At 44.4% G+C, this 13816-nt stretch carries 11 protein-coding genes and 1 pseudogene; 4 read left to right on the top strand and 8 right to left on the bottom strand.

Annotation, left to right across the window (positions count from 1 at the left end):
- Window positions 1-98: 98 nt before the first annotated feature.
- Window positions 99-1196: a transposase gene (locus F6K46_RS17655; protein ID WP_293058115.1), complete on the bottom strand. Its 1098-nt coding sequence runs from the start codon at window positions 1194-1196 to the stop codon at window positions 99-101.
- Window positions 1197-1284: 88 nt separating this feature from the next.
- On the opposite strand from F6K46_RS17655, the gene F6K46_RS17650 reads away from it, so the two are divergent.
- The 3 genes from F6K46_RS17650 to F6K46_RS17640 all read left to right on the top strand — a co-directional run bounded on the left by F6K46_RS17650 (window position 1285) and on the right by F6K46_RS17640 (window position 2845).
- Window positions 1285-1443 (top strand): hypothetical protein, encoded by a 159-nt coding sequence (locus tag F6K46_RS17650; RefSeq protein ID WP_229415370.1) that lies wholly within the window; start codon window positions 1285-1287, stop codon window positions 1441-1443.
- Window positions 1444-1779: 336 nt separating this feature from the next.
- Window positions 1780-2637 carry a DUF4231 domain-containing protein gene (locus F6K46_RS17645; protein ID WP_293058110.1) on the top strand — a complete coding sequence of 286 codons (858 nt, stop codon included), beginning with the start codon at window positions 1780-1782 and terminating at the stop codon, window positions 2635-2637.
- Complete coding sequence (locus tag F6K46_RS17640) at window positions 2588-2845, top strand: hypothetical protein (RefSeq protein ID WP_143727684.1); 258 nt, start codon at window positions 2588-2590, stop codon at window positions 2843-2845. Before F6K46_RS17645 ends, F6K46_RS17640 begins: the two co-directional genes overlap by 50 nt.
- A 135-nt stretch (window positions 2846-2980) precedes the next feature.
- Here the strand turns inward: F6K46_RS17640 and F6K46_RS17635 are convergent, their stop codons facing one another.
- The 4 genes from F6K46_RS17635 to F6K46_RS17620 form a co-directional block, all read right to left on the bottom strand.
- Window positions 2981-4057 carry an ABC transporter ATP-binding protein gene (locus F6K46_RS17635; RefSeq protein ID WP_293058104.1) on the bottom strand — a complete coding sequence of 359 codons (1077 nt, stop codon included), beginning with the start codon at window positions 4055-4057 and terminating at the stop codon, window positions 2981-2983.
- A gap of 294 nt (window positions 4058-4351) precedes the next feature.
- Entirely contained in the window at window positions 4352-4621 is a 270-nt protein-coding gene (locus tag F6K46_RS17630) for an Asr1405/Asl0597 family protein (protein WP_293058101.1), read from the bottom strand.
- A gap of 486 nt (window positions 4622-5107) precedes the next feature.
- The gene (locus F6K46_RS17625) at window positions 5108-5401 is read right to left on the bottom strand and encodes a hypothetical protein (RefSeq protein WP_293058098.1); all 294 of its coding nucleotides are present in this window, start codon (window positions 5399-5401) and stop codon (window positions 5108-5110) included.
- A gap of 46 nt (window positions 5402-5447) precedes the next feature.
- Window positions 5448-5570: a hypothetical protein gene (locus tag F6K46_RS17620; RefSeq protein ID WP_293058095.1), complete on the bottom strand. Its 123-nt coding sequence runs from the start codon at window positions 5568-5570 to the stop codon at window positions 5448-5450.
- 110 nt (window positions 5571-5680) lie between these two features.
- Between F6K46_RS17620 and F6K46_RS17615 the strand changes: the two genes are divergently transcribed.
- Entirely contained in the window at window positions 5681-10120 is a 4440-nt protein-coding gene (locus F6K46_RS17615) for a HEAT repeat domain-containing protein (RefSeq protein ID WP_293058092.1), read from the top strand.
- A 233-nt stretch (window positions 10121-10353) separates the two neighbouring features.
- Here F6K46_RS17615 and F6K46_RS17610 read toward each other — a convergent pair whose 3' ends face one another.
- The 3 genes and pseudogenes from F6K46_RS17610 to F6K46_RS17600 form a co-directional block, all read right to left on the bottom strand.
- The gene (locus tag F6K46_RS17610) at window positions 10354-11064 is read right to left on the bottom strand and encodes a hypothetical protein (protein WP_293058090.1); all 711 of its coding nucleotides are present in this window, start codon (window positions 11062-11064) and stop codon (window positions 10354-10356) included.
- A gap of 557 nt (window positions 11065-11621) precedes the next feature.
- On the bottom strand, window positions 11622-11822 hold the full coding sequence (locus F6K46_RS17605) for a hypothetical protein (protein WP_293058087.1): 201 nt from the start codon (window positions 11820-11822) through the stop codon (window positions 11622-11624).
- Between the two features lie 520 nt (window positions 11823-12342).
- A pseudogene (locus F6K46_RS17600) lies at window positions 12343-13734 on the bottom strand (cytochrome P450).
- Window positions 13735-13816: the final 82 nt, after the last annotated feature.

The following is a 13816-nucleotide window of genomic DNA, read 5'->3' as shown; positions in this document are numbered from 1 at the left end:
GTCAGGCATAGCACAAGTTGTGAAGAGTACAATAGGGTAAGCTGAGCATCGAGTAGGTAAGCAGTTCATCCTTCTATTTTACCATTATCAGCAGCTGCTCAAGTATTTCTGCCGCGCTGCACTAGTTCTCCCCAGGCGGCTTCAGATATTACACGATTGAGTGCTCTTTTGGCAGATTGTCCGTTGCCATCATATCCACCATCCTGATTGGGCTTGGGTTTGCAACGAGACTTCATACCCTTAATGTTGAGATCTTCAAAAACCAGGGCATCTGTACCATCGGTCAATTTTTTAGCCACTTCCCAATGGTACGCAGAACGCTTGTTGGCTAATCGTTCGTGTAACGACGCAACCTTACTAAAAGATTCTTTGCGGTTATTTGAGCCTTTCTGCTTCCGACTCGCAACTCTTTGTCTTAGTTTCAAGCGCCTTTTTTGACGCTTGAACTTAAGAGTGTTAGATGGGTTTGCAATAGTTTCGCCATCAGAAGTACTGACAAGTTTATTGATACCTAAATCGCATCCTTTGACACAATTTGGGTTGATTTCATCAGTAGTTTTCACCGGAGGTAACGGAACTGATTTGTCCTCGATCTGAATACTGACAAACCAACCCCGTGACTTTCGACGCACGGTCACAGATTTCATCGTGAAACCTGTTGGGATAGGACGAGAATTATAAAATCTCATCCATCCTATTCCGGGCAAGTAAATTCGATTGCCGTCAAGTTTTACTTGACCTGGTGAGTACTTGAAGCTCCGGTAACGAGAAGGTCTTTTCGGTTTGGGATACCCTGCTTCACCTTTAAAGAATTTTGAGAAGGCGGTATCCAACTGTCTGAGCATTTGTTGCAGGACAGTTGAGTGTATTTTTTTGTACCAAGGGCGTTCTTTTTTTAAACTCGGAAGAGTAGAACTTTGAACCTCATAAACACTACGTCTAGGATTTTTCTGGCTTTTCTTCCAAGGATAACCAACAGAGGTTGACTTATTGACCGAGCAAGTCAACGGACACGCCTCTCCACGAGTCCTCAAGTCGCAGTAATTCCCCATTTTAGGTGACTTAACCTGCTCATAGGAATCATTCCTATCCCTTAACAGATAGTTGTACTGCGCTTTGAGCATATCCAGCCACCGATTCATGACAGTCATCTGCTGAGAACTTGGAATGAGCTTGTAGACGTATCCGTATTGCATGGTATCGACCTCTTTATCCGTGCTATCTTAATTATAGATTATAGAATCGTAAAGTGATCAGGAAATGGCTAAAACAGAAACAAAAAAAATGGGAAGACCCTGTATTCACGGGGAACCCAAAGGAGCACATACCATTAGAGTGACGGATACAGCATGGAACGGACTGAAGCGATTAGCTTCCGTTGCCGGTGTAAGTCTGTCCGAATATTTGGAAGCGTTGGGAAAAGCCGGTGTATTGCCTAGTTAACAGATTGTGGCTTACGCCACTTGAGAGGGGAAATTCATCCCCGACCTAAGAGGACTGGGTATTCTTTCCCCTCTCAAACTCTCCTATTTTCGATAAAATATAGGGAGTTGCATAGGATGCGTTAGGGGGTCTCGCCGTCATTTTCAACCTCGTAGCCAGGGTTGGTAAAGCCCGCCCCGTAACGCACCACTGGGTCAAACAGCAAAATTTCAAAAAAAAATCATAACGGAGGGTGAACAGTGGGATTTCTGAGTACTCTACCAATCAGCAATGCCCACTTGCTAGAATTGACTGGAGACAATTCTGTCCATTAACTTTATTAACAATTAGATAAAAATGACGAATTTGGAAGCAACGCAAGTTGACGGAATTCCAGAGACTAAAATTCCTAAGACAATAGAGCAAATCTCTTCTTCATCAATTTCAAAACCTTCAGTTTTAATAAGCATAGGTTCTTATTTATTCCTGGCTGCTGCGGTTGGGGTCGGAATTGCCTCTCTTTTTATCTCACACCGTCAAATATTGCTAATCGTTAGCGCTGCTTGTTTTGCCGTTTTTATATTTCTGTTTCTAATTAATAAACAATTGTGGCAAGACTATAAAGAAGCTAATCATGAGTTTCAACTGCTCAAAAAATCTAAACTGTGTAGTGGGCTCTGGTGCGGTAATAATTCCACGGATAATAATCCCATAACTCTAGCAATAGAAAAAGCTCTAAACTATAGTCAGGAGTTGATTGACGATTATAAAAAAACCCGCAAGACCTCCCGAAATGCTTACTATGTTGCCCAAATGTTAACCATTATTTTATCGGGAATAACACCAATTTTAGTCTTGCTAGACAAATTAGAAACTGGTTCTGCATTACTAAAGTGGCTCCCGGTAATATTTCCAGCTGTTGCATCTATTGTTGCTAGTGTCTCTACTTCCTTTCCGTTTCAAGAAAATTGGATTGCTGCCAACACTACTGTTGAATTGTTAGAAGCGGAACAGGAAAAATTTGTCTTGGGAGTTACTCCAGCTTATCGCTTTTCTGATTCATCCGATGGCCCGCGACGTCAACAACAATCACAAAAGGCCATAGAACATTATATTGTTCAGGTGAATAAGATTCATCTCAAGCAAGTCCAATCCTCTAATGGCAATGACTCAGGGTCTAATGGCAATCAGTCAGGAGAGAATAAACAGGATTAACTCCATCTGTTTAATTGAGATCTTGACCTGTCAAGGTAGGGAATCGGGAATCGGGAATCGGGAATCGGGAATCGGGAATCGGGAACGCGGAACAGTGATAAGATTCGATTATTTCAGTACTAAAATTGATTGTTATTACTTCTGTAAGGGAACAGGGAACGGAGAACAGGCAACAGTGATAAGATTTGATGCTTTCAGTTTGTTATAGCGTTTTCCCTACTTATGAGGTACATTCAATGTCAGCCCCATGGAAACCGCAAGCCTTGCTCCCCACACTCCCTACTCCCTACTCCCTACTCCCTACTCCCTACTCCCTATTCCCTATTCCCTATTCCCTGTTCCCTCAGGCAAATATCGGTACTGATGGGTCAGCTACAGACAGTCGCACCCGCTTTCCTACCGGTAGTTGAGTGCTTAGGTTGGTGCGAGCGTGGAGTTTTTTGCCGGAAGCGGTTTGTAAACAGTAGCGGTATTCACGACCTAGGAAATGTCGGTCTTGAATCACTACGGTGGAGTTATCGTCAGGGTTGAGAAGAACATTTTCTTCCCGAAGCATGAGCTCCCCTTCCTCCAGCTGATCGAGTTTAGTATTAAGTATGGCATCATTGACTCTGATGGCAAAGGAGCCTACTTCTGTTTCCCATAGGTCTCCTCTGCGTTGGGCTGGTAAAAAGTTGGCTTGGGTGACGAATTCTGCTACAAAGCGAGAGCTGGGATTGGTATAGATTTCTTCTGGTGTCCCCAATTGCTCTAATCGACCAGAACGCATGACTCCCACTTGGTCGGAAATAGACAAGGCTTCTTCTTGGTCATGGGTGACAAATATAGCAGAGGTTCCGGTTTCTTTGAGAATAGCTCGCACTTCCTGACGCAACCGCAGACGCACTTGGACATCCAGATTGCTGAGGGGTTCATCCAATAGAATTAATTTAGGTCTGGGGGCTAAGGCACGGGCTAGGGCTACTCGCTGCTGCTGACCACCAGAGAGTTCGTGGGGATAACGTTTGCCCATGCCAGCTAATCCGACTAATGCGATCGCATCTTCCGTATTACCCTTGACACAGACACCACTCTTCTGTTTCCGATTCTGCTTAAGCCCAAACGCCACATTCTCTGCTACGGTCAGATGAGGAAATAGAGCATAGTCTTGAAACACCATACCAGTATTGCGCTGTTCTGGTGGTAACCAATACCCTGGCCCAGTCACTTTCCGTCCTGCCAATACCACTAGTCCGGCTTGGGGTCGCTCAAACCCAGCTACAATCCGCAGTAAAGTCGTTTTGCCACAGCCAGATGGCCCCACTAATCCCAGTAAATCCCCTTCATACAGGGTAAACGACACATTCCCCACTGCTGGCTCAGTGGTTTGCTCAAAGTGTTTAGTAATCCCTTCTAAATGTAGAATTGCTGGTTTTGTCATGAATTGATAGTAACGGTATTCTTTTAAGGTTTAAGGTTTGTTGGTTGAAGGTTGGGAGGTTGAAGGTTTAAGGTTTGTTGGTTGAAGGTTGGGAGGTTGAAGGTTGTTCGCGTAGCGTGGCCGAAAGGCCAAGGTTAGTTGGTTGAGGGTTAGTTGGTTGAGGGTTGAGTAGACCTCGCAGCATTAGTATTGTCTTGATGGAGTCGCTGATTCCACACTCCCCACACTCCCCACACCTCCCACACACCCCACACCCCACACCCCACACCCCACACCCCACACTCCCCACACTCCCTAAAGTTTCTCCTTGCGCCTTTTGCTAGGAAGCTGCCAGCAATCATCGAGCCAGGATATTAACTCTTGGCGCGGAAGGGTTAGCTGTCTGAGGATACTCCAAATTTGAATCAAAGCCGTGACATTATCGATTTCAGCTTTCAAGGGCTGGTCAGTCTTACAGTGACAGGGAATCTCTAACTCTTGCAAGCGCCGATAGACTTGCCATCGGTCTCCCCACTTGATCTCAATCACCTGACTGGCCTCTGATTCAGATATAGATGGATCCATAATCAATAATGAAATAATTTTTTATTAAAAGCTGGAACTAAGCTGCCTCGGTTAAGGGAAGATTTGAGCAGCTAAGACTTAGTTATTGCTAATACTCCTACACTAGTTTAGTCGATTTAGGTTTCAAATGCAAAGCTTTCTCAACTAATTTACAAAAAAAATATTATTAGGACTTACGAAGTTTACTGGGTTTTGCCCCCCTGCCCCCCAATTTTGGGGGGTAATGATGTCAAAGTCCCCCAGAATTGGGGGATTTAGGGGGCAATTGCGTAGGAAGTTGAGTGGGTTTTGCCCCCCTGCCCCCCAATTTTGGGGGGTAATGATGTCAAAGTCCCCCAGAATTGGGGGATTTAGGGGGCAATTGCCTAAGTCTTGATTATTTCAACAGTTACTAGTCAGACAATAGCACTGGAATACCTGGAAATGGGGTGATCAGGAGATCGAAATATCTAGGGCAAGGGGTAGGAACACTTATAGGGAATTTTGTCAACTAAAATCATAACTACAATCACAACCACACCATTTGATGTAGGGTGGGCAGTGCATCAGACCAATCAGATCAGCTCCCCATCCCATCCCAAAGCACTGCCCACCAACTGCCCGCCCCAACATATATTGAAACTGGCAAGATGCCAGTTCCACGCCTGATGCCCATTCCACTGGCTGAGCATAGCAGTAGAGCGGGCATCCTGCCCGCCCCAACATATATTGAAACCTGCCCGCCCCAACATAATATTGAAACTGGCAAGATGCCAGTTCCACGCCTGATGCCCATTCCACAGCAACTCAGCCGATGTAGGGTGGGCAGTGCATCAGACCAATCAGATCAGCTCCCCATCCCATCCCAAAGCACTGCCCACCAACTGCCCGCCCCAACATAATATTGAAACTGGCAAGATGCCAGTTCCACCAACTCAGCCGATGTAGGGTGGGCAGTGCAGCAGACCAATCAGCTCAGCTCCCGATCCCATCCCAAAGCACTGCCCACCAACTCAGCTGCCCAGCTAGAATGAATGACAAGGGTGCAATATAATTCAAACTTCATACAAGATCCTTAAGATGGTCAATTGGGATCCCTATCTAGCATCAATCCGTGACAGCTACGCCCAATGGTGGCAAGTTTATACCCTCACCGATGTCCAAGGCCGTAAACGCAAGCCGCAGCAACCAACCCCTAGGCTGTTTGATTTTGGCCTAATGGTGCAAACCATCAAGTCGGAGCAGCCACAACGAGACGAAAATCGGGAAGAAGACAAAAATCGGGACAAAATTGAGCGCTTGCCTGTCCTAGACGGATTGCGCAAGTATGCTGTTGATCATGTCTTACTAGTGGGCCGTCCGGGTTCGGGCAAATCCACTGCGTTAGTGCGATTGTTGGGGGATGAGGGAATACCAGGGAAAATTCCGGTGCTGGTGGAACTGCGATCTTACCAGACATCGGTGCTAGAGTTAGTGCGGAATTTTATCAAACGCCATGATGTACTGCTCGACTCGACCGAAATCGAAAGACTATTGTTTGAAGGGCAATTCTGGTTACTGATCGATGGGGTGAACGAGCTACCGTCAGAAGCAGCACGTGTGGATTTGACTCAGTTTCGGCAGGATTACCAGAAGCGTACTCCAATGATTTTCACCACTAGGGATTTAGGAGTTGGTGGTGACTTGGGGATTGAAAAGAAGTTGGAAATGCAACCCTTGAGTGCAGAGCAAATGTCGGAGTTTGTCCGAAAATATTTGCCAGAAAAGGGAGAGCAGATGCTTAACCAATTGGGCGATCGCTTACGGGAATTTGGCCAAACTCCCCTGCTATTGATGATGCTATGTTACCTGTTTCGGGATAACGGAGAGATACCGTCGAATCTGGGTTTAGTGTTTCGCTCATTTACCGAGTCTTATTCTAATAAAATCAAGAAAGATGTTAATGTTTCCGAGGAATCAAGAGAATTTTGGCCAGAGCTGCTGCAACAGTTAGGGTTTGTGATGACAACTGGGGATAAGCCCAAAGAGATTACTGTTGCTATTCCCAAGACAAAAGCCCAGGAAATTTTAACTAACTATCTACGTCAGAATGGTTGTCTCGATCCTAAAGTTCGCGCTAGGACTTGGCTAAAGGACTTACTGAAGCATCACTTGATTCAACAATCAGGAGAGTTGATTGAGTTTCGACACCAACTTATCCAAGAATACTATACAGCAGAATATTTATTCAAGCAATTACCACATCTTAGGGATCAGGAGTTACAACAAAACTATCTCAATTATTTGAAATGGACAGAACCTCTGGTGCTGATGCTGGAATTGCTAGATGATCAAGCCCAAGCCCAGCAGGTGGTCAGCTTAGGGTTAGTAGTGGATTGGCAACTGGGAGCGAGGTTAGCAGGAGCAGTAAAACCGGAGTTTCAGGAGCAGACTGTTGGGTTGGTGGCTGGGTTAAAGGTTCCCACCTTAGTTAAGGTTGAACTGTTGGGAATAACTGGATCAGAAAAAGCGATACCTGAGCTAAGGAAATACCTCGATGATCACAACTCATATATACGTAATATGGCGGCAGAAGTTCTGGAAAAAATCGGGACAGAAGCCACCATCGACCCCTTAATTAAATTGCTGGATGATGACCACTATTTGGTGCGTATTCGTGCGGCAGATGCTCTGGGAAAAATCGGGACAGAAGCCACCATCGACCCCTTAACTAAATTGCTGGATGATGACCACTATTTGGTGCGTATTCGTGCGGCAGATGCTCTGGGAAAAATCGGGACAGAAGCCACCATCGACCCCTTAATTAGCCTGGATTATCACAACTATTATGTGCGTATTCGTGCGGCAGATGCTCTGGGAAAAATCGGGACAGAAGCCAAGATTGATACGTTAATTAAATTGCTGGATTATCAGGACTCAAATCTGCGTATTAGGGCGGCAGAAGCTCTGGGAAAAATCGGTAAAGAAGCCACCATCGACCCCTTAATTAAATTGCTGGATTATCCCGAATATTGGGTGCGTAAAAGTGCGGCAGAAGCTCTGGCTAAAATTGGCACAGAAGCGGCGATTAACCCCTTAATTAAATACCTAGATGATCCCCACTCATATGTGCGAATTATGGCGGCAGATGCTCTGGGAAAAATTGCCACAGAAGCGGGGATTGATCCCTTAATTAAATGCCTGGATGATCCCCACTCATATGTGCGAATTATGGCGGCAAATGCTCTGGGAAAAATTGGGACAGAAGCCACGATTTACGGGTTAATTAAATGCCTGGATGATTCCGAATCAGATATGCGTAGAATTGCGGCATATGCTCTGGGAGAAATCGGGACAGAAGCCACCATATACCCCTTAATTAAATTGCTGGATGACAACGACTCTGATGTGCGTAAAATTGTGGCAGATGCTCTAGGAAAAATCGGGACAGAAGTGGTGATTGACCCCTTAATTAAATTGCTGGATGATCACAACTATTATGTGCGTAGTAGGGCGGCAGATGCTCTGGGAGAAATCGGGACAGAAGCCGCCATCGACCCCTTAATTAAATTGCTGGATGATCACAACTATTATGTGCGTAGTAGTGGGGCAGATGCTCTGGGAGAAATCGGGACAGAAGCCACCATCGACCCCTTAATTAAATTGCTGGATGATTACCGCTCATCTGTGCGTAGTAGGGCGGCAGATGCTCTGGGAGAAATCGGGACAGAAGCCACCATCGACCCCTTAATTAAATTGCTGGATGATTACCGCTCATCTGTGCGTAGTAGTGCGGCATCTGCTCTGGGAAAAATCGGGAAAGAAGCCACTATAGACCCCTTAATTAAATTGCTGGATGACAACGACTCTGATGTGCGGAGGAGTGCGGCAGAAGCTCTGGGAAAAATCGGGACAGAAGCCACCATCGACCCCTTAATTAAATTGCTGGATGATCCCGACTCTGATTTGCGTATTCGTGTGGCAGATGCTCTGGGAAAAATCGGGACAGAAGCCACCATCGACCCCTTAATTAAATTGCTGGATGATCCCGACTCTGATTTGCGTATTCGTGTGGCAGATGCTCTGGGAAAAATTGGCACAGAAGCCACCATCGACCCCTTAATTAAATTGCTGGATGATGACGACTATAGTGTGCGTATTCATGCGGCAGAAGCTCTGGAAAAAATCGGGACAGAAGCCGCTATAGACCCCTTAATTAAATTGCTGGATCATGACTCCTCATCTGTGCGTATTCGTGCGGCACAAGCTCTGGTAAAAATCGGGACAGAAGTGGCGATTGACCCCTTAATTAAATTGCTGTATGATGACCACTCTTGGGTGTGTAGGAGTGCGGCAGATGCTCTGGAAAAAATCGCCACAGAAGCCACTATTCCTAAACTGATTAATCTCCTGAACAAGGAAGAATTGGCAGCAACTCACAATCAGGATATTTTTCAGACAACCATAAATGTCCTTAACGCCATTCAAGAGCGCTACCAAATCTACAACCCAACCTATCGTCCCAAACCGACTCAAAACATGTACATCCTCCACCTCTCGGACCTCCACATCACCAGCCCTGAGCAAGCTACCCTTTGGTCAAACCAACTCGCCCAAGACCTAACCCAAGACCTTGACATCCCTCACCTTGATGCTCTGATCCTCTCCGGTGATATCGCGAATTATTCCACTCCAGAGGAATACCAGGCTGCACAACAGTTTCTCGACAACCTCCGCCAAGAGTTTCCCCTAGACTCCAAGCAAATTGTTCTAGTTCCTGGTAACCATGACCTCAATTGGAAACTAGCAAAGCAAGCTTATCAGTTTTTGTATCAAGAAGACTACGAGGGTGAACTCAAAGAGGGTCACTACATCAAACGTGAAGACCTGATTGGAGTTCCAGATGAAGCCAAATACCAACAACGGTTTGCCCACTTCAGCCAATTCTATCAAGCTATCAAAACTGAAGCCTATCCCCTCGACTATGACCAGCAAGCCATTATTGACTATTTCCCAGACCAAAACTTGCTGATCCTAGGACTAAACTCCGCTTGGCAACTGGATCACCACTTCAGAGACCGGGCTAGCATCCACTCCGGTGCTCTGAGCAACGCCCTGACCGAAATTCGCCGTAACCCAGACTACGGCAACTGCCTGAAACTAGCCGTTTGGCACCATGCCCTGAATAGTGCTGGAAGCGATAGGATTACTGACCAAGGATTCATCCAACAACTAGCCGTTGCTGGATTCCGCTTCTTCCTCCACGGACACATTCACAGAGCCGAAACCAGCCTTTTTCGTTACGACCTCAGTCCAGGTGGGCGCAAACTCGACCAAATTGGTGCTGGTACCTTTGGCGCACCCACCTTTGAACTCATACCCGGTTATCCTTGGCAATATAATCTACTGAAAATAAAGGATAATCAGCTCACTGTCTACACTCGCCGTCGGGAAGAAATTAATGGTGCTTGGAAACCTGATTCACGGTGGACTCAGGGTGCGGGAGAAGGTGCTTTGGATTATTATTCGATTGAGTTGTAGGGAGTAGGGAGTAGGGAGTAGGGAGTAGGGAGTAGGGAGTAGGGAGTAGGGAGTAGGGAGTAGGGAGTAGGGATTGAGCGCAGTTTTGCCTATTGATCTATAGCGGTTTTTAGCCGAATGAGGTACACAGAATTTTTGCCCTGTTCCCTCTTCTGTCTTCCCTATTCCCTGTTCCCTGTTCCCTGTTCCCTAAAACCAGAAACTCTGTACTCACCCAAGTAAAAACTGCTGTATTAAAGCTTACTTAATTCAGCTAGATAATCCTTAACTAACAATTCGATTAGGAATGGATCTAAATTGCTATGGTGAAATTTTATAGCTAAAGGCACCGTTAATGTTTGCTTATTTTCGTCGTAGGTTCGCTTTCCAAAGTAGAAAAAACTCTGGGTACTTTCACGACCTGTCTGCATAGCAAAACTTATAAAATCCAAGCCAGGAAGATTACCAACAAATTGACATAGTTGGTAAGCATAGGAGATATCTCTATTATTAGACCATATAGGATTAGCGAAAATACTGTCTTTGGTATTTTTGTATAGTTCTGAAAATTCAAGCCATCCTAATTTTGTGGCATTATTGATGATTATTGGTAAAAATCGAGCTTTCCCTCCCACTGCTGTCGGACAAAATAATGGTGGGTTATTAATTTGATACCATTTATCGTTAATAAATCTCCACCAAAAAGAAGGATGTTTTTTCAGCGCTTTAAGTAATTTCCAGATTAAGAAACACGTAAAGGTTGAATAGTCATTCTTAAAATTATCGTTATAATTAGTTTCCGCATCGGTTAAGTATAATCTTAAGGTAATATCTAAATAAGGATTTATTACCTTTGTTTCATCAATAAAAAAGTCTAGTGCCCAGCCGACATAACTATTTTTGTATTGATCAGTATCTAAAGGTATAGCGTCGTATTTGTCTAAATAGTAATTTAAATCATCCATGATTTAAGTATTAGTTGAGGCTAATAGTATTTTAGCTAAGCATTCAGCCGTCAGCCGTCAGCCGTCAGCCGTCAGCTTATTGTATTCAAAAGCACCGATTGCGCGTAGCTGTTCGCGTAGCGCTTAAGAGGATATCTGAAAAGTTTTTTGATACTGAATTTTGCCCCCCTAGCCCCCCAACTTTGGGGGGAACAAGAGTCAATTTGCTTCTAAAAGTCCCCCAAAATTGGGGGACCAACGGGGGCTTTGATCTAGCAAATGAGACTTCTCAGACAACCTCTAAGCTGATAGCTGTTCGCGTAGCGTGCGCGTAGCGCTTAAGCTGATAGCTGATAGCTTCAAAAAAAATAGCCGTAGAACTACTATCCACGGCTATTTCAACTCCACAATAAGTCAGTTAAAATCGCGATGTCACTAACTTCCCAATTGTAACCCGATGTGATCAGATTGGATTGGCCAAAGGTGACTTGGCCAAGGGGGGAAACCCCCCCAGAAATTTAGCGATGCAGCGCGGTCTTGGGGGTTTCCCCCATGAGCGACTGCATCAAGACAAGGTGTTATGGCAACAGCCAATACTTGGTTATGGTAGTCATCACCTCCCCGGGAACATCAGTTTTCTCCAGAGGAGTCCATTCTGCAATCTCCGCATAGCCTAGGGAATAAAGCATCTGCATGCTATAGATTACTGCTTCACGAGAACCTTTTAAGACGTGGTGAGCAGGTTGTTTTTTGAAATTTTGGGAAAATTTTTGTGACATGAATAAAAAATCCAACTCATCGGGTTTACAATGATTATTGTAATGATTATAAATTTAATTGTCAAGGCTTTTAAAAAAGTTTGTTTTGGTAGTTTTAGGGGGAATAAAAAAACAGCGATAGTCTGAAATATACGCTAACAAAATGCTTTTTTTTAAATTAGTAAAATCGCACTTATGAGGTAGGCTTATAAACCTCAAAGTCCCCCTTATTAAGGGGGATTTAGGGGGATCAAGTTGTACCTTATGAGATATAGAATTGCTATATATAGTGTTTATCGTAGCTATTAGGTGCGCTTGACCCATTAAGAATTAAATTCGCCAGGGGTCGCACCTGAGGTACACAGTATTTTTTCCCTATTCCCTGTTCCCTGTTCCCTGTTCCCTGTTCCCTGTTCCCTGCTCCCTGTTCCCTATTCCCTACTCCCTGCTCCCTGCTCCCTGTTCCCTGTTCCCTGCTCCCTGCTCCCTGCTCCCTAAAACCCAGATATTTGTACCTTACAAGTCATAGAATTGCTATAGCTTAATGTCTTTTCCGCACTCTAACGTTAATGCCATATTTAGGACTTAGGGAAAATCTGGGATCTATTTCTATGGATTGATTAGGAACTAATTCAATGTGAAACGTTTGTATGATAGCTGCTAAGATTAGTGTAGATTCAATCAGAGCTAAATTTTTGCCAATACAGATGTGTTGACCTGCACCAAAGGGAAAAAAGGCAAATTTAGGTCTTTGCTTCACTTTTTAAGGTAGAAATCGGTCAGGGTCGAACTGTTCTGGATTATCCCAAAAATCAGGATGGCGAAAAATGAAGTATTGAGCAATAGTGAAAATGGTACCTTTGGGAATAAAATATCCTTGAATTTCATCATCGTTTAAGGCAACTCTCGGTAGCCCTAAACCGATTGGGCAAAGACGTGAAGACTCATCAAATACGCGACGAGTGTATTCCAGTTGGAACAAATTCTCAACCGTAGGGTAATTTCCATTTAAAACGGTTTGTACTTCATCCTGCATCTGAGCCATAGCATCAGGATGGGTTCCGATTAGATACCATGTCCAAGCTAATGCAGTAGCTGTGGTTTCATGTCCGGCATTAATTAACGTAATTACTTCGTCTTGAAGTTCGCGATCGCTCATCCCGATTCCAGTCTCTTCATCTTGAGCAGCTAGAAGCATTGACAGCAAATCATTTTGCTCTGAGGGATGTTCACGACGGTACTGGATAATGTCTAAAACGAGGCGGTCGAGTGTTTGTTTTGCTTTACGGAACTCAAGATTTCTGGGGGTAGGCATCCATACAGGTAGTGCCAGGGGGCTATTCATTCGGTAATAGACATATTCCAAACCTGTTCGCAAAGACTGCCCTAGTTTATCTGTCTTACTACTGATATCAATACTGAATAGGGTGGAACTGACAATTTTTAAAGTAAGCCGTGACATTTCGGCTGCAATATCAATAATCTCGCCTTCTGGTTTTTCCGACCATTCACCCAGAAGTGATTCTACACAATCAAGGATTACATGATGAAGTTTAACCAATTGCTTTTGATGAAATGCTGGCTGCATTAAGCGTCGCTGTCGAAGCCAAACCTCTCCTTCACTGCTAAAAAGTCCTTGCCCCTGAAGTAAATTCATGGATTTGAGAAATAGATCTGGCTTTCCATATCCTTCCTGATGGCTAGACAAAATATGTTCTGCATGATCTGGATGGCTCGCCAAATTTAAACTTAATCCTGGCATGATTGGCAGGCGTACTAAATCTCCGTATTCCTGCCACATATGCCCAAAATATTCAATTGGCTGATGCTGAAGTTTAGAAAGTTGAAACAGTAAATATCTTTTTGGTCCTGGTGGTAAATTAAATTTACTTTTTCTAGCAGCTTTAATTGAGGGGATTGGAGATTGAGGCATAAAATGTCTATCCATTTTCAACCAACTAACCTTCAACCTTCAACTAACTAACCTTCAACCTTAAACCAACTAACCTTCAACC

Origin of the sequence: Moorena sp. SIO3E8 (assembly GCF_010692445.1) — a bacterium.
GTDB lineage: Bacteria > Cyanobacteriota > Cyanobacteriia > Cyanobacteriales > Coleofasciculaceae > Moorena > Moorena bouillonii.
The sequence above is the reverse complement of the archived record's forward strand: the minus strand, read 5'-3'. Positions and strand labels throughout refer to the sequence as shown.